18 protein-coding genes are annotated in these 20,713 nt (G+C 31.5%); 12 read left to right on the top strand and 6 right to left on the bottom strand.

Annotated elements, in window-relative coordinates; translation table 11 throughout:
* Positions 1 to 63: 63 nt before the first annotated feature.
* Positions 64 to 978 carry a DMT family transporter gene (locus MUA37_RS02095; RefSeq protein ID WP_021459594.1) on the bottom strand — a complete coding sequence of 305 codons (915 nt, stop codon included), beginning with the start codon at positions 976 to 978 and terminating at the stop codon, positions 64 to 66.
* A 101-nt stretch (positions 979 to 1,079) separates the two neighbouring features.
* Between MUA37_RS02095 and MUA37_RS02100 the strand changes: the two genes are divergently transcribed.
* Positions 1,080 to 1,961 (top strand): AraC family transcriptional regulator, encoded by an 882-nt coding sequence (locus MUA37_RS02100; protein WP_142019372.1) that lies wholly within the window; start codon positions 1,080 to 1,082, stop codon positions 1,959 to 1,961.
* A 104-nt stretch (positions 1,962 to 2,065) separates the two neighbouring features.
* On the opposite strand, the gene MUA37_RS02105 is transcribed toward MUA37_RS02100, so the two are convergent.
* Both MUA37_RS02105 and MUA37_RS02110 read right to left on the bottom strand, forming a co-directional pair.
* Complete coding sequence (locus MUA37_RS02105; RefSeq protein WP_142019373.1) at positions 2,066 to 3,220, bottom strand: ArgE/DapE family deacylase; 1,155 nt, start codon at positions 3,218 to 3,220, stop codon at positions 2,066 to 2,068.
* 130 nt (positions 3,221 to 3,350) lie between these two features.
* Entirely contained in the window at positions 3,351 to 3,641 is a 291-nt protein-coding gene (locus tag MUA37_RS02110) for a hypothetical protein (RefSeq protein WP_021459593.1), read from the bottom strand.
* A 423-nt stretch (positions 3,642 to 4,064) separates the two neighbouring features.
* Between MUA37_RS02110 and pgsB the strand changes: the two genes are divergently transcribed.
* From pgsB to MUA37_RS02155, 9 genes are all read left to right on the top strand, one after another.
* Positions 4,065 to 5,222 carry a poly-gamma-glutamate synthase PgsB gene (pgsB, locus tag MUA37_RS02115; RefSeq protein WP_002509565.1) on the top strand — a complete coding sequence of 386 codons (1,158 nt, stop codon included), beginning with the start codon at positions 4,065 to 4,067 and terminating at the stop codon, positions 5,220 to 5,222.
* A gap of 1 nt (position 5,223) precedes the next feature.
* A complete protein-coding gene (gene pgsC / locus MUA37_RS02120) occupies positions 5,224 to 5,676 on the top strand; it encodes a poly-gamma-glutamate biosynthesis protein PgsC (protein ID WP_021459592.1) in 453 nt (150 codons plus the stop codon).
* A gap of 15 nt (positions 5,677 to 5,691) precedes the next feature.
* On the top strand, positions 5,692 to 6,768 hold the full coding sequence (locus tag MUA37_RS02125) for a CapA family protein (protein ID WP_232191042.1): 1,077 nt from the start codon (positions 5,692 to 5,694) through the stop codon (positions 6,766 to 6,768).
* Positions 6,752 to 6,913 carry a hypothetical protein gene (locus MUA37_RS02130; RefSeq protein WP_002509562.1) on the top strand — a complete coding sequence of 54 codons (162 nt, stop codon included), beginning with the start codon at positions 6,752 to 6,754 and terminating at the stop codon, positions 6,911 to 6,913. The genes MUA37_RS02125 and MUA37_RS02130 overlap by 17 nt, the downstream gene beginning before the upstream one ends.
* Position 6,914: 1 nt before the next feature.
* Positions 6,915 to 8,519, top strand: coding sequence for a gamma-glutamyltransferase (locus MUA37_RS02135; RefSeq protein ID WP_142019375.1), 1,605 nt, complete (start codon positions 6,915 to 6,917; stop codon positions 8,517 to 8,519).
* Between the two features lie 428 nt (positions 8,520 to 8,947).
* Positions 8,948 to 9,664 carry a D-ribitol-5-phosphate cytidylyltransferase gene (locus tag MUA37_RS02140; RefSeq protein ID WP_142019376.1) on the top strand — a complete coding sequence of 239 codons (717 nt, stop codon included), beginning with the start codon at positions 8,948 to 8,950 and terminating at the stop codon, positions 9,662 to 9,664.
* Complete coding sequence (locus MUA37_RS02145; RefSeq protein ID WP_142019377.1) at positions 9,657 to 10,682, top strand: ribitol-5-phosphate dehydrogenase; 1,026 nt, start codon at positions 9,657 to 9,659, stop codon at positions 10,680 to 10,682. Before MUA37_RS02140 ends, MUA37_RS02145 begins: the two co-directional genes overlap by 8 nt.
* A 61-nt stretch (positions 10,683 to 10,743) precedes the next feature.
* Complete coding sequence (tarL, locus tag MUA37_RS02150) at positions 10,744 to 12,438, top strand: teichoic acid ribitol-phosphate polymerase TarL (protein WP_021459589.1); 1,695 nt, start codon at positions 10,744 to 10,746, stop codon at positions 12,436 to 12,438.
* Between the two features lie 111 nt (positions 12,439 to 12,549).
* Complete coding sequence (locus MUA37_RS02155; RefSeq protein ID WP_002509557.1) at positions 12,550 to 14,280, top strand: glycosyltransferase family 2 protein; 1,731 nt, start codon at positions 12,550 to 12,552, stop codon at positions 14,278 to 14,280.
* A 481-nt stretch (positions 14,281 to 14,761) separates the two neighbouring features.
* On the opposite strand, the gene MUA37_RS02160 is transcribed toward MUA37_RS02155, so the two are convergent.
* From MUA37_RS02160 to MUA37_RS02170, 3 genes are all read right to left on the bottom strand, one after another.
* Entirely contained in the window at positions 14,762 to 16,861 is a 2,100-nt protein-coding gene (locus MUA37_RS02160; RefSeq protein ID WP_262624786.1) for a helix-turn-helix domain-containing protein, read from the bottom strand.
* Positions 16,862 to 17,351: 490 nt separating this feature from the next.
* A complete protein-coding gene (locus MUA37_RS02165) occupies positions 17,352 to 17,615 on the bottom strand; it encodes a hypothetical protein (protein WP_002509555.1) in 264 nt (87 codons plus the stop codon).
* A 101-nt stretch (positions 17,616 to 17,716) separates the two neighbouring features.
* On the bottom strand, positions 17,717 to 18,328 hold the full coding sequence (locus MUA37_RS02170) for a GntR family transcriptional regulator (RefSeq protein WP_262624787.1): 612 nt from the start codon (positions 18,326 to 18,328) through the stop codon (positions 17,717 to 17,719).
* A 113-nt stretch (positions 18,329 to 18,441) separates the two neighbouring features.
* On the opposite strand from MUA37_RS02170, the gene MUA37_RS02175 reads away from it, so the two are divergent.
* A complete protein-coding gene (locus tag MUA37_RS02175; protein WP_142019379.1) occupies positions 18,442 to 19,317 on the top strand; it encodes an NAD(P)-binding domain-containing protein in 876 nt (291 codons plus the stop codon).
* A gap of 8 nt (positions 19,318 to 19,325) precedes the next feature.
* Positions 19,326 to 20,693, top strand: coding sequence for a four-carbon acid sugar kinase family protein (locus MUA37_RS02180; protein ID WP_002509552.1), 1,368 nt, complete (start codon positions 19,326 to 19,328; stop codon positions 20,691 to 20,693).
* The last annotated feature ends 20 nt before the right edge of the window (positions 20,694 to 20,713 follow it).

A 20,713-nucleotide genomic window follows, 5' to 3' on the forward strand; every position in this document is an offset into this window, starting at 1 on the left:
AAGACATATAGAAAAACAAGGATTCAGTGAACTTACTAATGTTCAACTGAATCCTTATTTTTCTTAGCTGTCAGGCTGTTTTTTTAATGATAGTATAACTATCAAAATTAAAATTAACAACATACCAACAAGCTGGAATGGCAAAAATTGAATTTTTAACCATAAAACACTGGCAACTACTGCTACCACTGGTTCGATAGTACCGTATAGCGTAGTTTCTTTGGCAGATAAATATTGCAAACTATTGATGAAAAAGAAAAAAGCAATAGTTGTTCCAGCAATAATACCGAATAGTAAGTAGTTTATCGTAGCAAAGTTTAAACTCTCATAGTTGAAATGCCAAATAGGTGTTTGAAAATTCATGAGTATACCTGACAGCATCATAGCCCAACCCACAACTAAAATGGGAGAAAAACTATTAAGCAGTCTAGGTGCATATATTGTATAAAAGGCAAGCGATAATCCTGAAATTATACCCCATATAAGACTTGGTGGGGCCACAACGATTTGGCTAATAGATCCATTCGTTAACAATAAAAATGTACCGGTTAAAGTTAATACTATGGCAATAATATCAAACAGTTGCAAAACTTCTTTTTTGCGTATTACATACCAAATAATCACGTAGACTGGCGCGATATATTGTAATAACGTTGCAACGGCAGCATTACCATAATTGATGGAAGCCATATATGAATATTGAACCAACAACATGCCCAATATTGAAAATAACATCAATGCAAGTAAGGTTGATTTGTTTTTGAAAATAGCAAATAGTGAGTGACGTCTATACATAAGCTTATATAACGACAATAATAGAATTCCACTAATGGTTAGTCTAGCCGTGACGTACCAGTTCATATTAATACCATGATGACGAAAAAGTTCATCAGATACAGTACCTCCGAGCCCCCAAAATGTTGCACCAATAATAGCAAAACAAATGCCAAGAAATCGTTTAGTAAAAAAATATGACATCATTTATCTTCAATCATGTAAGTTAATTATATTATAAGCAGATATTTTTTGATAAAATACTTAAAAATGAGTCGAAAATAGCAAAATATTGAGGTGAGGTCATGCCGGAGCCAATCATTATAAATGAACAACAAGAAGAATTAATACACTATCCAGATAAGCAATGGAAACATGTCATACTGCATAATGTGATGACAGATATTATGTTTGGTTATATACCTTTACATTGGCATCACGCATTACAATTTATGTATGTCATAAAAGGTGAATTGATAGTACACATTAGTGGAAGTAAGCATTATTTGAATGCAGGAGACGGGATATTTATTAATTCTAATATTATCCATGAAATAGCTGAACAACAACCATATACTGAATATTACTGTTGGAATGTGGAGTTACCTCACATAAGTCAATATGTAGAATTTGAATATGTAGATTATATTTTGCAACATACCCAGCACATACCATATATTGTACTTCGTCAAAGTGAAACTAAATATGAAGATATACTTAGTTTTATTAAAAATGCAGGTCAAACGTATGATCAACAGTCTACACATTATCAACTAACGATATTAAACTACTATTATAATTGCTTAAAATGGTTATACGATTACATGGGTCAACATGTGAATCAACAGCGTTATCAATTTGATTATCGTATAAAACACTTGATAACATTGATGCAACAAAATTATCATCATAAGATAACATTAACTGATTTAAGTGAGCACATACATATGAGCAAAGCAGAGACCATCAAGCTCTTCAAAAAATATGTAGGTTACACACCATTGAGCTATTTATTAAACTATCGTTTAGAAAAAAGTAAAGAACAGTTGTTATTAGCAACATACTCTGTGACAGAAGTTGCCATGAATTGTGGTTTTGCCACAACTAGTTATTTTATTAAAGCATTTAAAGCGCACTATCAAGAAACACCAAAGCAGTTTCAACTGCGACAATTAAATTTAAGGTGAGACTGCGCAACAACGCAATAATTTTATAGTTATAATATATTAAAAGGTGACTGTCGTTAAGACGCAAACTATAGCGTCTCAAAAACAGTCACCTATTTTGTGTCTTAATGTGCTGATAAATAGCGTGGAATAAATTCTGTATATAAATTAATGAAAGTTAAATATTTTTCTTTGTCCACATGCTCATCTACTTGATGTGCTTGAGTTATTAAACCTGGTCCATACATAATAAATGGGAAGTTTTCATCTTTACCTACTAATAAATCAGAAGCATCAGTAACGCCAGGAGAAGCTAATGTTTCTAAATCAGTATTTAAATACGTTTGGCCCAGTTCATATGCTAAGTTCACTAACTTATTGTCACCTGTAGTATAAACAGGAGGTCTAGACATATAAGTATCAATTGTAATGTCTGTTTGAGTTGTTTCGATTTGTTTTAGAATATCATTGAAATAGGATATAAATTGCTTGTTATCATGTTCAGGTATCGTCCTAATATTAAAATCAGTTTCAGCGTATTCAGGTATAGAATTTACTTGAGTACCACCACTGAATAATGTGGCATTCATTAAGGGTTTACCTAATAAATCATTAGTTTGGTTAAATTGTGAAAACTGTTCTTCTGCTTTATAGATGAATGCTACTAATGGAGAAATGGCATTGAAGCCCCAATCAGGCATAGAACTATGTGACGCTTTGCCGTTAGAGCTGACACGAATATCCATAGAGCCTTTATGTGCGTAAATAATACGATCTTCGGAAGGCTCAGCAATTAATAGTGCCTCAACATCATCCATATAACCTTTTGAGTGAAATGCTTTCGCACCTTCACCTATTATTTCTTCTCCAGCAGTAGCGAGTAAACGGAGTGTACCTTGGGTTAATAAACCTTGTTCATGAATATCTATCATACTAATTACTAAAGCAGCTAAACCAGATTTCATGTCAGCAGAGCCACGACCGTATAATTTCCCATCAACTTCAGTAAGTTTAAAAGGATCATACGTCCATTTCTCTTCATTACCAGCTGACACGACATCCATATGACCAGAAACACCTAAGACAGGACTACCTGAACCAATTTCAGCTACAAGATTCGCACGCGTGTCATTTATTTTAATAATTTCAGATTTTATACCATAACGAGAAAACAGTTGATGTAAGTAGTTACATACTTCCAGCTCATTGTCATTTACGGATTTAATTTCTACTAAATCTCTCAAAATTTGAACTTTTTCATTTTCACTAAATTTACTCATATAAAAATCCCCTTTGTTTTATAAAATTTAACCTTTGATTACTAGTATATAGAAAAATAATCATAAATATAAAATAAAAGGAATCGTTCAATACTTTGTATATTATGAACTGGAATGTTTATATCATATTTTAAGCAGGCTGACTGAATGACGCCGTTGTATTTTGTTGAATATTAGTTTTTACTTCATTTGGTAATTCAATAGTCGAAGGCAAAGCATTTAATTTAACACTAGTCTTCTTAGTTGCACTTTCATTGTAATCGATGTTTTCAATATTTTTTGTGTTATCCGCATCCAAAACAGAACCTCGCATATCATTTCCTTGGACACTGCCGACTAAAATCATAATCAAATAACCACCACAAACAATTAGAATTGCACCAAGATAAATTGCAACAGCTAACTTTACAGATTTATTCATGTTTACCTCCAAAATAAGTATATGATATGTTTCAACTTAAAGGTAACACGTGAACTTTAATTGATTGTAAAAATCTAGTAAAAATTATATTTCTTGAAGTGAATTTTTATTGCTTTATATTTTACCTTCTAAAAATTAAAAAAATATTTTCATTTTTTTGAATGATTATTAAAGTCGTATTAAATTAGTGTTGATAAGATATTAAATGGAATTGTAAATTTAACTTTACAATTTATTTACTTGTAATTTATACGATTAAAACTAGCTAAATAACTGCATGGTAGCATAGCGTTAATAGATGGTAGAAATTAATTATTTACGATTTAAATATTTCACGAAGTCGTTTATACCGTCGGCAATTAATTTTTCACCTTAAAATAAAAGCAATACAATTACTGTGTTTAACGAAGAGAGGGACTAAGTTTGTTACTTATCATCATTTGCGTTGGCTTAATATTATGGTTAGGAATTGTAGAAAAAAAGAAACATTCCTTGCGATTATCCAAAATCCCGGTTCGAATTAATATTAATGGTATTAGGGGGAAATCCACTATTACAAGATTAATTTATGGAACATTACGTGAAGATCAATATCGAGTCATTGGTAAAACTACTGGCACAGATGCACGTATGCTGTATTGGTTTACACCAAGAGAATATCCGGTATATAGAAAGCCACAAGGGGCTAATATAGGTGAGCAACGTGATATTATTCGCAAAGTAGTAAAACAAAAAGCGAACGCACTCGTAAATGAATGTATGGCGGTTAACCCAGACTATCAAATCACATTCCAAAGGGATTTGGTAAAAGCCAATATTGGAGTTATTGTGAATGTGATGGAAGACCATATGGATGTGTTAGGGCCTACATTAAAGGAAGTTGCTGAGGCATTTACAGCAACCATACCGTATAAAGGACATCTTGTTGTCATGAAAGATGACTATACGGAATATTTCGCCAAAGTTGCGAAACGACGTAAAACGAAACTTATTGTTGTAGATAAAGATGAAGTACCTGAATCATTTTTAAGAGAGTTTGATTATTTAGTTTTCCCTGATAATGTTGCGATTGCTATGGGAGTTGCAGAGGCATTAGGTATAGATAGAAATGTAGCACTACAAGGTATGTTAGATGCACCGCCAGATTCTGGAGCAGTTGAAGTGAAATATTTCAATGCAAATCAAACAACTAATGTCTATGTTAACGCTTTTGCAGCCAACGAACCACAATCAACTAAAGCTATTTTAAATAAAATTGAATCTTATAACTATCCATATAGTAAACGGATTATTATTTTGAATTGTCGTGCGGATAGGGTGGATAGAACGAAAGCATTTGCTGAAAATTTTATCGAAGATGTGCCATTTGATACGTTGATTTGTACAGGTAAAAGTACGCAAATGGTTACTGATGTGATGCGACAATATCCAGAAAAAAATTATTTGAATTTTGAAGGTAGTGACTTTAAAGAAATAGAACAAGCGTTATATCAAGAATGTGAAAATGCGTTAGTGTTCTGTGTGGGTAATATTCATGGCCCAGGTAAAAAAATAGCAGAATTCATAGAAGGGATAAAATAATATGATAGGTTCAGAGTTATACTTTTCATTGTTTGTAGGCATCGTCTTAAGTCTACTATTTGCAGAAAAATTTGGTATTAGTCCAGCGGGCTTAGTTGTTCCTGGTTATCTAGCGTTAATTTTCGATCAACCGATAATGTTATTATCAGTATTAATTATCAGTTGTATTACATATTTTATAGTCAATCATGGAATTAGTAGGGTGGTTATTTTATACGGCCGTAGGAAGTTTGCGGCAATGATTTTAACTGGTATGGTACTGAAATTTATATTTGACTTGATGTACCCCATAACCCCCTTTGAGATGGTTGAAATGTCCGGCATAGGGGTGGTAATTCCTGGCATTATTGCGAATACAATTCAAAAGCAAGGTGCAATTATCACATTATCTACATGTATGTTACTGACATGTATTACATATGTCATCCTATTCTTTTACAGCTTTATCAACTAGTTAGGAGCATGGAATATGAAGAAATCAAAACGATTTACAATAGATGAACGTGTTCTGAAATGGACGAAGCGGCATAAAAAATATAATTTGATGTACACTTCAATTATTTTGATTATTGCTGTAGTGTTATTGATATTTGCTATGAAAGCACAAAAAATTACACCAGTAGAAGTAATGGCTAAACCTAATAATGAATTAAGGATGACTTATCTAGGAAATATCAATATGAATGACCATATCAGAAAAAATAATCTAAATGACACATTTGGTGCAGTTAAAGATATCTTGAAAGGAAGTGATTATTCAACAACTAGTTTACATTTGTCCCAATTTTCAGATGATCAAAAAGTGAATATGCAAGAAAATATTGATAATATCATGTATTTGAAATCATTGAATATGAAAAGTGTTAATTTGATAAATGAAACATTAGATAACGTGCAAGCACGAGATTTACAAAGAGCAGTTGAAGCACAGACAGGATATAACTTCTTGACAGGGAATGGTTCTAATCCAATCAATAGTAAAACAGTACAACAAGATATTAAAGGTAAAAAGGTAGCTAATGTCTCCTTTACTGATATTGAATCAGATTACAGTGACACATTAAAAAATACGACATCAATTAGTTTAGAACCAAGCATATTTATACCATTAATCAAGAAATTAAAAGAACAAAATGATTATGTTGTAGTTAATGTTGACTGGGGGATACCAGATGAAAGACATGTAACAACACGCCAACAAAAATATGCACACGCGTTAGCAGATGCTGGTGCAGATGTTATTATCGGCCATAATACAGTAGTACAAGAAATTGAAAAATATAAAAATACTGATATCTTCTACAGTTTAGGTAACGTAACATCTGAAAACTTCCTTTCAAAAAACCAACAAGGATTAGCAGTTCAACAAAATTGGAATGGTAAAACATCAGACTTTAAAGTAACCCCATTACGTTCGAAAGCTGGAAAAGTTTCTAAAGCAAATCCAAATAAGGTAGAAGAAAAGAAATTATTAAACACACTTGAAAGTGACACTATTAATCTTAAAAAAGAGAAAGGAGGCTACCATTATGAACCTAAAAAATAATTGGTTAAGTATTACGGTAATTTCAATCATTTTAGTTATTTTCTTGATGATTGTGTTTGCAAATGCCAATGAAGGTTTAGATAAATATGAACAAAACGAACTAGAAGCTAAACACCATCAATATTTATCTAAAGGGGCAAGCTAATATGAGTATATACAATAAGAAAACACTCATCGTCATATTGATTTTAACTATGCTTATATCGATACTCTTTTTTATGATTACCAAAAAAGATAATTATGATAAAGATGAATTATATGAAAATAAAATTGCAGATCATAATCAAACAAATGCGAATAAGAAGTATGGTGTAGCGTCAAACAATCCTATTGCTACTAAAGTGGGTAATAAAATTATTGAAGATGGAGGTAACGCAGTTGATGCATCAATAGGTGTTTCATATGCATTGGCAGTGACTGAGCCTCACTCTTCTGGTTTAGGTGGCGGTGGTGCCATGTTGTATTATGATGGACAAGAAAATGTACCACCTAAACAGTGGCAATATAAAGATATCTCTTCTTTTAAATATAAAAAAGGGGATAAAATTGGTACGCCAGGATTTGTAGATGGCATGCATACAGTACATAAAGATGCTGGGAAAATGTCTGAAAAAGATATTTTAAATCATGTTATTCCATTAGCCGAAGAAGGTTTTGAAGTAGATTCAGAATTAGAACGAAGTTTGAAACTTTATGGTTCTGATGTTGATAGAGATTCTCCTTTCTTTGATGATGAAAAAACAAAACGCGAAGGTGATGTCATTAAGCAACCGGAGTTAGCTAAAACGTTAAAAGGTATTCGCGACAATGGTCCAGAATATTTTTATGATGAAATTGGTGATAAAATATCCAGTCAATTAGATGATAAATTAACAGAAAAAGATTTTGAAAGTTATAAAACTAAAAAGAAAGAACCGGTGAGTACGACGTACTTAAATCATAAAATATACTCTGCCTCTAACCCGTTAGGTGGGACATTAATGTTACAAGGTTTAAAAGTGGATGAAGCAACTGGTGATGCAACTACGCCTGAAAATCGTACCGATTATATTTCAGGCATTTTGAAATCACGTGCTTTAATGTATCGAAACAGAGACATTGTGAATGGACAAGACCAAGATTATGATGAATATTTATCACAAGATTACTTGCTTGGTAAATTAAATGAGTTGAATATGAATACGAGTATGGGTAGTGACTTCAATACAAATAATATAGATAATACAAGTACAACACATTTTGTTGTGGTAGATAAAGAAGGTAAAATGACTAGTACAACAAACACACTATCTAGTTTCTTTGGCTCAGGTAAATATATGAAACAAGGTTTCTATATGAATAACTCATTGTCTAACTTCACTAACAACCCGAATAGTCCTAACTTCCATGGTAAGCATAAGATACCGCGGTCATACACAGCACCTTCAATTGTGGTGGGATCCGATTATTATATGGGTATAGGAACGCCTGGTGGTAACAAAATCCCTACAACGCTTAATGAAGTATTAATAGATTACTTAAGAGGTGATGGGACTTTACAAGAATCTATCGATAAACCGAGATTTTATAATGATGGATCCACTGTATTTTATGAAAAAGCTATGAGTGATGAAGATATTAATATTTTCAAAAGTCTTGGTTATAGTGTAAAAGAAAAGCGTAATGATCCAAACTTTGGCAGTGTACAAGGTGTCATTTACAATAAAAATGATAAGACTGTTGAAATAGGACAAGACGTAGGTAACAGATAATATAGACTTTAATGACTTCTGTCGTACAAACCGTATGGTTAGTGCGATAGAAGTTTTTTATTTGTACAACTTTTATTTTAATTAATATCGGGAATAGTATAACGTAAATTTAGTTAGTCGAGATGTTGGCATCTAAGGTGAGTCAATTATTTAATTACAAGTGAAACCAGTATCTATGCTTTAATAATAGTAAATAGTTACCATTTAAATAGATTTAAATTAAATGGATAAAACTAGCAAAGAAAAATGATAATTGGTATGATGATGATAATCACAAGCCTAACACAACTTAAATTTCTTTGAGTCACTTGAACAAATAACTGTCTAGGTAGGACAAGGAAGGTATATATGGACTTAAAATATAAGTAGCCTTCGGTATACATGTTTGATAGTGTCTTAAATGAATTATTACAGAGGAGGAAATACATATGATATATGCGGGTATATTAGCAGGTGGCGTCGGATCCAGAATGGGGAATGTTCCGTTACCAAAACAATTTTTAGATTTAGATGGGAAGCCAATCATTGTGCATACAGTGGAAAAATTTTTATTAACAAGTGAGTTCGATAAAATATACATTGCTACGCCTCAAAAATGGATTTCACATACACGAGATACATTACGTAAATTTCATATTACAGATGAGCGTGTAGAAGTGGTACAAGGTGGTTCTGATCGAAATGAAACCATTATGAGTATAATTAATGTTATAGAACAAGACCATAAAATTACAGACGACGATGTAATTGTTACTCATGATGCAGTGCGTCCATTTTTAACAAGACGTATTATCAAAGAAAATATTGATAATGTTATTAAATATGGCGCAGTAGATACAGTTATAACAGCAACAGATACTATCATCACATCTGAAGGAGGACAGGTAATTGATGAAATCCCTGTTCGAGATAAGATGTATCAAGGGCAAACGCCACAATCTTTCAATATAAATTTATTACGTGATAGTTATAATGAGCTAAGTGCAGATGAGAAAAAAATTCTCACAGACGCTTGCAAAATATTAGTTGTGTCTAACAAAAAAGTAAACCTAGTATTAGGAGAATTATACAACATTAAAATAACAACACCTTATGATCTTAAAGTAGCAAACTCTATCATTAAGGGTGGGATGATATATGATTAATCAAGTGTATCAATTAGTGGCACCACGACAAATTGAAGTTACTTATAATAATGAGGATATAACACGTGACAAAGTTATTGTACGTCCGTTATATTTATCAATTTGTGCAGCAGATCAACGCTATTATACAGGTAGTAGAAATCAAACTGTGCTAGAAAAAAAACTACCTATGTCTTTAATTCATGAAGGTGTAGGCGAAGTTGTTTATGATAGTAAAGGCGAGTATAAAATTGGGACTAAAGTTATAATGGTGCCAAATATGCCTGTCGAAGAAGATGAAGTCATTGCGGAAAACTATTTGCCAAGTAGTAAGTTTAGATCGAGTGGTTATGATGGTTTTATGCAGGATTATGTCTTTTTAGACCACGATCGTGTTGTTGCAGTGGAAGGTGATATTGATTTAAGTACGATTGCTTACTCTGAACTCGTTTCAGTAAGTTGGCATGCGATTCAACGTTTTGAACGAAAATCAATAAAAAATAAAAATAGCTTTGGTATATGGGGTGATGGTAATTTAGGCTATATAACTGCCATCTTATTACATAAATTATACCCAGAAGCGAAAATCTATGTATTTGGTAAAACTGATTTTAAGCTGAGCCATTTTTCATTTGTGGAGCAAGTATATCATATTCATAATGTGCCAGAAGATGTAACTTTTGATCATGGCTTCGAGTGTGTAGGTGGTAAAGGAAGTCAATCTGCCATTGATCAAATAATTGATTTAATTTCACCTGAAGGCAGTATTGCGCTTTTGGGTGTCAGTGAATATCCAGTTGAAATTAATACCCGACTTGTACTCGAAAAGGGTATTACAATGATTGGAAGTAGTAGAAGCGGTGCACAAGATTTTCAAGATGTCGCGAACTTTTATAAAGCACATCCAGATGTAGTAGATAAATTATCGCTGCTTAAAGGAAATGAATTTGAAGTTAAAACGATAAATGATGCAGTTAATGCTTTTGAACAGGATTTATCAACATCATGGGGGAAAACTGTTATAAAATGGACGATGTAATATTGAAATATTGCAAAGTAACGCACACGACCATGCAATTGCATAAGAAAGGATTTTAAAATTGAGTAAATCGAAGATAATCATTGACGATATATATTGGGAGCGTATTCAGCTTTTTATTGAAGGACATGTAGAAAATGCTACACAAGAGCTAAATAAACGTAATTTTATCCTAAGAAATTTAACAGAAACCAAAGTGTTGCCTGCAAATAATGTAGAGATTAGCGGAAAAACATTTAAAGCACGTTTTAATGTTGCTATATTGAATGATGGCAACTATTTACCATCTGGGCAATATTTGCTTGTGTACCGTGGAGAATATGATTATATAGCTAACATTAATCATAAGCTTCTAGATCCTACTCAGTATGAATTAGATGAAACAGACATCGAAAAATATGAAGAGTTAGAAACGAAAAATGGCAAAAATAACTTTTTACTAGAATATTTCAAACATGTGTTTAAAAGAGGTGGTAATTCTAAAAAAACAACCTATACGGTAACACCTATGATTTCTAGTGAAGTAAATGAATTTGTTATTGATATTTCATTTAAGGCGCCTCAACCAAAAGAGAGTTTAATACAACAAAAAATAAAAGAGTATCGTTTGAAGTACAACAAAATATCATTTAATATACGTAATTTTATATTTAAAACCATATTTGGAGTTTCTAAATTTTTCCATTTGAGAAAAGGAAACACTGTACTTTTCACTTCAGATTCACGTGCTGAAATGTCTGGTAATTTTGAATATGTATACAATGAAATGTTACGACAAAATTTAGATAAAACGTATAATATACATGCGTTGTTTAAATCTAATATTTCTGCACGTCGTGATTTTATTGATAAATTTAAGTTCCCATATTTGTTAGGTAAAGCTGACTACATATTTGTTGATGATTTCCATCCGTTATTATATACAGTGAAATTTAGAAAGAGCCAAGAAATTATTCAAGTATGGCATGCAGTCGGTGCATTTAAAACAGTTGGCTATAGTCGTACTGGTAAAAAAGGTGGTCCATTCTTTAATTCTGTGAATCACCGTAACTACACTAAAGCATTTGTTTCTTCTGAAACAGATATTCCATTTTATGGCGAAGCTTTTGGTATTAAAGAACAAAATATTATACCTACAGGTGTTCCTAGAACAGATATTTTATTTGATAAAACATACGAACAACAAATTGTAGCTGAAATGGAAGAAACATTACCAATAATAAAAGGCAAAAAGGTAATTTTATTTGCGCCAACGTTTAGAGGGAATGGACATCATACTGCGCATTATCCATTCTTTAAAATCGACTTTGCACGATTTGCACGTTATTGTAAAGAGAATAATGCAGTTGTATTATTCAAAATGCATCCATTTGTTAAAAATAAGTTAACAATTCCTAGAGAGTATCAAGAGTATTTTATAGATGTTTCAGACTTCCGAGAAGTAAATGATATACTATTTGTTACAGACATACTGATAAGTGACTATTCTTCATTAGTCTATGAGTTTGCAGTGTTCAAACGACCAATGCTATTTTATGCATTTGATCTTGAAGACTATATAACTTCTAGAGACTTTTATGAACCGTATGAAACTTTTGTTCCAGGAAAAATTGTGGAATCATTTGACGATTTAATCGTCGCGCTTGATAACGAAGATTTTGAACAAGAAAAAGTACCAAAATTCTTAGATAAACATTTTAAATATCAAGATGGCCGTTCTAGTGAACGCTTAGTTCGTAACTTATTTGGCAGTTAGTAGACGGTGTTTTTATAATATAAACTGAGGATAACAATAGTATACACCAGTAAGCGATGTATTATATTATTGTGTATCTTCAGTTTTTTAAATTAGGGGTGACTTTGTAACATGAAATTTTCAATAATAGTACCGACATATAATTCAGAAGCATACATTAAAGAATTAATGAATAGTTTGGTTAAACAAACATTAAATAAACAAGATTTTGAAGTTATTGTAGTAGATGATTGTTCGACAGATAATACACTTAAACTCGTCGAGTCTTACAAAAAGAAATTGAATTTAATAGTCGATCAACTAGATCAAAACTCTGGTGGACCAGGAAAACCGAGAAATACAGCGTTTGATTTAGCTCAAGGGGAATACGTCTTCTTTGTAGATTCAGATGATTATATCCACAAAGATACATTATTGGATGTGTCAAAATTTGTAAATCAAAATAATGCGGACGTTGTCTTAGTTCGTATGGAAGGCGTTAATGGTAGAGGTGTACCGAAGTCGATGTTCCAAGAAACACGAGACGAAGTTACTTTGCTTGATTCACGTATTATTTATACTTTAAGCCCAACTAAATTCTATCGTACGTCTTTATTGCGTAATAATAACATTTATTTCCCAGAAGAATTAAAGAGTGCTGAAGACCAGTTATTTACAATGAAAGCGTATATCAACGCTCAGAAAATAGCAGTTTTAGCGGACAAATCATATTATTATGCAACGAAAAGAGAAGGTGAACATATGAGTTCAGCATATGTTGCACCTAATGAATTTTACCAAGTGATGTCACTAATTGTTGATGAAATATTACAGCGTAATTTAGAGCACACGAATGAAATTTTAGCTAAATTTATAGATCGACATTTTTCATTTTCACGTACAAAAAACTTTTCGCTCAATATTAAAGCTGAACAGCAACAACAATGGATTGAAGCTTTAGGTGACTTTATTTTAAGAGTGCCGAAAGAAGTAGATGCGTTGGTAAATGCTGCAACCCGTCCATTATTGTATTATGCACGACAAAAAGATTTTGACCATTATCAAATAGTGGAAGAAAGTTATCGCAATGGTCACTATTATAACTTCAAAGCAAACCAAAATTTATTGCAAATACAGTTTGCACAACATGAACCGTTTTTTGATTTTGAAAATGTTACTAAACCGGACATAAAAATGACGCAATTCAACTTTGACGATCAACAATTTTCATTAGAATTAACATTTTTAAAATCAATGATTAATCCAAACCAAATTGCCAATCAGTTACAACTTAAATTGGTATCACGTAATAAAAAGGAAATTGTGTATGTTCCATTAACAGTGAACAATCAAACTAACTTCAAGTTTACAACGCAATTAAATGATGTCGTACCTTATTTATTAAAAGAAAAGGTTTGGGATGCATTTTTAGAAATGCGTATAGGTAATATGACTATTGATAAACGTATAGGGAACAAACGTAATAAATATCCTTATGCAAAAGAAACAAGTACTATCGTGCAACAAAATGGCAAATATTATCGATTTACGCCATATTTTACGAAAGACTTTGATAATTTATCGTTCTATTTAACAGAAAATGAATTAACAAACATGTTAAAAGTAACAACAAAAGGCAAATTAACTGTGACAATCGAACCAATTGAATTCAATTATATATTGAGCACTGGTATGGCTTCATTGTTATATCAAGATAGCTTTGTTACTGGTTATTTATCACAGAAACCAACAAAAAATAGTTGGACGTATGAATTAGCAACTACTGACAAGTTAAAAGCTAGTGTATTGAAAAAAGATTTTGTTATTGCTACACCATCTCTTAAGTTAGAGTTTGATAATTAATATAAAAATTTATGACATAAATATCAGAAAAATAGCACTCAGATGATTTAATTCAAGTCACCTGAGTGCTATTTTGTGTTTAGGAGTTGTGGGCAGTTTTTGTGCACGCTTTCCGCGGGCACTGCCTCAGCCTGTAGTCTTCGGCAAGTGCTATTCCCGCAAGAGTCGTCCCAAAGCCCTGCCAATCTATAGAAAGCGTTTAGGATAACTAATAATTAAGATTTTACTGACAATAAAATAAGAGGTTACAGAAGAAGTTTCCGATCTTGTGGGTAGTTTTTGTACATGCTTTACTCGTACACTGTCTTAGTGTGAAGTCTTCAGTTTCTCCTGTTCCCTCAAGAATCTCGCTAAAATACGTCGGATTCATATGTGATTTTATAATAAAATACTTTTATAAAATTAGGATGTGTATCAAAATCCGACAGATACAAGAACAATGATTCTTTTTACTTGTCCAAGAACTTGATGTCCCAGACTCTTATTTAGTAGGCGCTAATATGAGATATAACAATGCATTAGATTGAAGTGAAAATGTTAACGGCTCATGTACGGAAAATAATTTGTACTGTGACTGTGGATGGTTTGATTGATTGATTTGTTTAATTATAAATGTGTCGAGTTGTAAGTTTTGCATTTGTATTGCTGATGGTAACAAATAATCAATTGAACCAAAAGAATCATTTAACAGTTTGCTAAAAACTGAAAAAGTTGTATGAAAATGATGATTAATATTTAGGGCAGTAGATGTTTCGGAATCGCTATTAATCAAATCTCCATTATGGACTAACAGTTCATAATTTTGATGGTGTTTACGAAGCAGTCCCATGTTATGAAGACATACATGACAATTCATAAAAGGAGCTAACATTTGGTAAATATGCATTATTGGTAAATAATTTTCATGCACTGTCATTAACATTAATTTATTATGGTTATCACAGTATAACGGGAATCCTAAACCACGTATGCGCGAAGATAAAGATACAATAAAATCTACTAAGTGGGCATGCGTGATTTTAGTAGTTGGTGAGTAATATTGTTGCAACGCATTATAGGTTAAATGAATGAAAATTAATTTATGTGCATGCTCTTTTAAATCATCGAGAAAATAGGCAATAATATTTTTTATGTTAGTTGAGTCTATATTATATATTTTAGCTAACTGTTGTGCTAACATCGTTAAATCCATATTGATAATATAAAAATCCATAGGCAAGGTATTTAAGTGTGCCACTAAATGGTTGTGAGTGACGTCAGTGGTTTGAAAGAAATCATCTACTAATAAACCACAGTTAACTGCTGCATATTTCCGTGAAATAAGATTTTTTAAAACTCTAATTTTGTTTAGTGGTAAAAGTTGCGGATTAAAAAGAAGTTGTATAGTGCTTAAGTATTCTCGACATAAACTATCATTTTTAAGTTCTACAAGAAAACTGTCATTCATTTTATTAAACATAAATAGTGAGTTTACCGGTAATAAAAGGCTGCAATTATAACTTTTTAATTGCTGTAGCAACTTAATAAAATAAGCTTTATCAATCGTATTAAATATAGAGTGTTCAATATGTTCTATATATAAAATTGGATTTGGGAGGTAAGATAAGTCAAAATAATCAAGCTGAGTATGCGTAAACTTAAGAAATTCATGGAAATTTGCCAATTTTATAATCGTCTGCGGTGGTTTGAAATACATCGTAGGATAATTGTGCTGCAACTCTAAAGTATATGATTTAGGTGTCGTAATATTATACATGTAGTTATGTAGACTTAGACATATTTGATGGCTAATAGGTGAAATAGTCAAGCTATCTTGATCCATATTATTGTGATACTTGTAGTAGTAAAAAAATTTTTTAGGTGGTAACTGAATATATTTTTTAAACTGTTTAGAAAAGGTTGAAACATTGGAAAAACTATAATTTAGTGCTAAATCATGTATATTATGCTGTCCAGTCAATAAATCAATGAGCGCTTGCTTAATTTTTAAACTTGTAATATAAGGTTTAAATTGCATTTGTAAATGTGTGGAAAAAAGTATTGAGATGTAAGACTGTGAAATATAAAAACGTTGGGCTAATATTTTGGCTAATAACGGTTCAGTAATGTGATTATTAATAAATACCAAAATATTTTTCAATAATTTAGAAGTAACATTGCAAACAGGTAAATAAGGTTGTTGTAATTTAATTTGTGCTTCAGCTAGTAATAAAGTTATAACGTCAGATACCATTGATGTGTCGATGGTTTTATCGATAAATTTGGTTTTTAAGTAATAAGTTAACCATTGGTGTAACTTAGTTTTTGACCGAATTAAATTATAGTTTAGATAACTATGGGAGAATAAAGCATCACGTTCAATAAACGATGCTAATGGTATGGATAACGAAAGTAGATAATTTGTCTGTACATGTTGGTAAAGGTCACCGTGATTAATAATTAGACCATGCTTAAAAGTGTGGAGATTGCCATTAATATTGACGATATTAGATTCCGCTAAAGGCAGTAAAACTATAACTTCATTTAAGCATCTACGCATAGGCGCTTTGATGTGATGAAGGATGGTAAGTGTACTTTTCATTAGTAAATACCTCAAATTATAATTTCATTTATATCAAGTGTACCGTTTTAAACAATCTATAGGGAGTGTCTACAAGAAAGATTAATAAAAACATAGTAAATACTAATATTTTTAATCGTTGTAATGGTAAAGGAGAAAATTATTAAAAAAGTGATTAAAATTTTATAGTGTTGCACTAAAAAAAGTGGGGGAATTTTAAAAAGTTAATTAACATAAAAAAGACTTAAAACTACTGCCTGAAGGTAGTTTTAAGTCTGTCCAATCAGTCTGAGTAAGACCATTGTTGAGAATGGTATAACATTGATTATATGAGCAATTGATTTAGGTGCGCTAAAGCAAAGTAAATAATTTAGACTATAATAAACTATAATGTTTGCGCTTACCATCCTCGAGATTATTATATAATTTTTATCGAATATAAACAAGATTAAATATGTTTGAAGATGTACTGGCAAACCGTATAATTTCTTTACTCAATATCTTATTGCGATTAGCGTTCCATGATATAGAGGTGTATTGATTTGCATGCAATAACAACTACAGTTACAAGTGAAAATAGTGTGAGTAAGCCATTAAATTCCGCATGGTTAAATATTTGAATAACAGTCATAGAGCTTAATGATAATAAAAATAAAGATCCACTTGTGTGCATATTAAAATAATCTAATGTAAATAGCGTTAAGACAATAAGTAATAAATAAAACAAGCCGATACTACAAAGGTTTACGATATCCAAGAAAATTTGTTTGCTCATTATCTCCACATCCTCTCTTACTTATTTATAACCACTTTAAAAGTAAAAAAGCATGAAAAGTGAAGATTTACAAAAGTTTAACAAACTGTGGCTTGTATACATCAAGATTTATTATTTAAGTAATATAAACTGAATTCTAAATCATTGTTCAAATGCTGTTCTAATAATGCTACAGCTTTATCAGTATTTCTATTACGTAAGGCGGCAACTATTTCTGCATGTTCCTCAATTAAGCCAGGTCTACGTTTGTTTATAACAGTTTTACTAAACAAATAAATATAACTTTGTAATTTTTGATAGTTGTTTAAGATAAATTGATTATTAGTAGCTGCCATAATTTTTTTATGAAAAGCATCGTTTGTTTGAATAATTTGTTCTTCTTCTAAGGAATCCATATCAATTTCGGTATAACTTTGTAATTCTAATAAATCTTCTTCGGTATACACTACAGCTGCATTACGCAAAGCGTAAGATTCTAGCAGTATTCTCATTTCGAAAATTTGACGATACTCTTCTGATGTCGGTATAAAGACATAACCATCTTTAATAAAATATTCTAATTCTAATTGTGTTAATGCTTCTCTTATAGGAGTTCTACTAACATTGTATTTTTTAGCTAACTTAGTCTCTGTTATTTTTTCATTTTGAATTAAATCCCCGTTAATTATGTCATTTCTGATTTTTTGATAAATAGATTGTTCTACGTTTTTCACTACTGTCACCTCACTATACATAGTGTACTATAAAAAAAATTAGAACAAAATGTATACATTTTAATGATTTTGGTATACAATAATATGTAAACGTTTTCAGTTGAGGTAAAAATATGAAAATTGGATTTATTGGTTTAGGAATTATGGGGAAACCTATGGTGAAAAATTTGTTGAAAGCAGGACAAACAGTTTTAGTAAATGATGTAAATAATGAAGCACAACAAGAAATGCAACAATATGGTGCTGTGATAGCAACAACTAAAGAAATAGCACAGCAAGTTGACGGTTTAATTACGTCATTGCCAAATGGGGCTATTGTTAAAGCTGTATTATATAGTGGAGAAAATGCTGTATTAAAGTATGAAGATATTGCAGTAAAACATGTAATTGATACGAGTTCGTTAACGCCCAATGAGTCATTGGAAATAAGTAAAGTGTTAGAAGAAAAAAATGTGAAATATGTTGATGCACCAGTAAGTGGTGGGGAACCATTAGCAATCACTGGAGAACTATCGGTCATGGTAGGTTGTAAAGAAGTAGACTTAGATGTCATCACAAAAATATTAGATCCCGTAGCACAATCTGTTATTAGAGTAGGAGATGTTGGAGCTGGTAGTGTTGTAAAATTAGCGAACCAAATAATCGTTAATATGAACATTTCAGCACTGTCAGAAGCAGTGGTGTTAGCGAAAAAATTTGATATCAATTTAGAAGCGATGTACAGCGCTATTAAAGATGGCTTGGCCGGTTCTTCTGTGATGGATGCTAAATTTCCAAAAATGATTGAGCAAAATTATCAAGCTGGTGGCACTTTAAACATTAATCTGAAAGATTTAAAAAATGTAGTGTCTACTGCGGATACAGTTGATTTAACGTTACCGCTAACTAACCAAGTAAAAGAAATTTACAAAGCTGAAGTAATTGCAGGCAATGGTCTTAATGATCACTCTGGAATTATTAAATATTTTGAAAAAATCAACAATATGTAGGTGGAAATATGCTAAATAAAAACTTAATTTTAGAACAAAAACAAGATGAAATAGACAAAGGTTTAGAAAGTTTAACGTATAAAATAATTGTGTTAGATGACGATCCTACTGGTACACAAACTGTGAAAGATTTACCAGTTTATACAGATTGGTCATTAGAATACATTAAAGATGGCTTTCAACAAGCAAATCAAATGTTCTATATTTTGACTAATTCCCGTGCGCTTAATCAAGAAGAAACTACAATTGTGCATAAAGAAATAATGACGAACATTGAACAAATTTCTAAAGAATTAAATCAACCTTTTATAGTTATTAGTAGAGGTGACTCAACGTTACGCGGTCATTTTTATCTTGAACCTAAAGTGCTTAATGATAGCGCAAGTCATGGTTTTGATGGCGTATTTTATATACCAGCATTTTTCGAAGGACAAAGGTATACGTATAACGGAATACATTATTTACAAGAAGATGATGCCTATATTCCGGTAGCCAACAGTGAATTTGCACAAGATACAACATTTGGCTTTAGTGCTGAACGTATGGATGATTTTATAGCAGAAAAAAGTAATGGTGATATCAAGTCAGACGATGTATATCACATTACTTTACAACAATTGCGTAATCGTGAGAGTGAGACGATAATGTCTCTTTTCGATGACTTGCAACATTTTGATGCAGTAGTTGTTGATGCATTAAATGATGAAGATTTAGATTTCTTTGTAGCTTGTCTTACTTCTTATTTAAGTACACATAAAAAGCAATTTATGTTCCGTACAGCAGCATCATTTGTAAAAGCAATATGTGAAACACCTGGAGAAATTATAAATTTAAATGATGTCAGTGACAATTCACATGGCGGCATTATTATTGTAGGATCACATGTCAAAAAATCATCGGATCAGTTGAATCATTTAATTGCTCATTCCGATATTCAGACTATTGAATTTGATGTGACAGAAGTAACAAAACCAAGTTTAACTGACTATATAAAATCTATCATTGCACAGGTCGAAAGGTTGATTGCACAAGGTGAAGACGTTGTTGTTTATACGTCTAGAGATGTAATTAAGACAGCTGACTTAACTAATAATTTAAGTATATCGACAAATATTTCTAATTGTTTAGTCGAAATTGTTAGTAATTTAACACTTAAACCTAATTTCATTATCGCAAAAGGCGGTATTACTTCAAGTGATGTTGCCACTAAAGGATTGAATATTAAAAAAGCGACAGTTATTGGCCAAATTACTAAAGGCGTACCAATTTGGCTAACTGGTAGTGAAGCAAAATATGAAAATATGCCATATGTTATTTTCCCAGGAAATGTTGGAGCTACAGAAACATTAACTGAAGTATATCAATTAAATAAATAAAAATGAAAGTTGGGATGTTT

It is taken from the genome of Staphylococcus arlettae, assembly GCF_025560845.1.
In the GTDB taxonomy this organism is placed as follows: Bacteria; Bacillota; Bacilli; order Staphylococcales; family Staphylococcaceae; genus Staphylococcus; species Staphylococcus arlettae.

Excerpts from the sequence above, each read along its gene's own strand:
- MUA37_RS02105 (WP_142019373.1), bottom strand. The coding sequence starts at position 3,220 with ATGAGTAAATTTAGTGAAAATGAAAAAGTTCAAATTTTGAGAGATTTA.
- MUA37_RS02095 (WP_021459594.1), bottom strand. The coding sequence starts at position 978 with ATGTCATATTTTTTTACTAAACGATTTCTTGGCATTTGTTTTGCTATT.
- MUA37_RS02180 (WP_002509552.1), top strand. The coding sequence starts at position 19,326 with ATGCTAAATAAAAACTTAATTTTAGAACAAAAACAAGATGAAATAGAC.
- MUA37_RS02165 (WP_002509555.1), bottom strand. The coding sequence starts at position 17,615 with ATGAGCAAACAAATTTTCTTGGATATCGTAAACCTTTGTAGTATCGGC.
- MUA37_RS02145 (WP_142019377.1), top strand. The coding sequence starts at position 9,657 with ATGATTAATCAAGTGTATCAATTAGTGGCACCACGACAAATTGAAGTT.
- MUA37_RS02110 (WP_021459593.1), bottom strand. The coding sequence starts at position 3,641 with ATGAATAAATCTGTAAAGTTAGCTGTTGCAATTTATCTTGGTGCAATT.
- MUA37_RS02160 (WP_262624786.1), bottom strand. The coding sequence starts at position 16,861 with ATGAAAAGTACACTTACCATCCTTCATCACATCAAAGCGCCTATGCGT.
- MUA37_RS02155 (WP_002509557.1), top strand. The coding sequence starts at position 12,550 with ATGAAATTTTCAATAATAGTACCGACATATAATTCAGAAGCATACATT.
- MUA37_RS02130 (WP_002509562.1), top strand. The coding sequence starts at position 6,752 with ATGAACCTAAAAAATAATTGGTTAAGTATTACGGTAATTTCAATCATT.
- MUA37_RS02135 (WP_142019375.1), top strand. The coding sequence starts at position 6,915 with ATGAGTATATACAATAAGAAAACACTCATCGTCATATTGATTTTAACT.
- pgsC (WP_021459592.1), top strand. The coding sequence starts at position 5,224 with ATGATAGGTTCAGAGTTATACTTTTCATTGTTTGTAGGCATCGTCTTA.
- MUA37_RS02125 (WP_232191042.1), top strand. The coding sequence starts at position 5,692 with ATGAAGAAATCAAAACGATTTACAATAGATGAACGTGTTCTGAAATGG.
- MUA37_RS02140 (WP_142019376.1), top strand. The coding sequence starts at position 8,948 with ATGATATATGCGGGTATATTAGCAGGTGGCGTCGGATCCAGAATGGGG.
- MUA37_RS02100 (WP_142019372.1), top strand. The coding sequence starts at position 1,080 with ATGCCGGAGCCAATCATTATAAATGAACAACAAGAAGAATTAATACAC.
- MUA37_RS02175 (WP_142019379.1), top strand. The coding sequence starts at position 18,442 with ATGAAAATTGGATTTATTGGTTTAGGAATTATGGGGAAACCTATGGTG.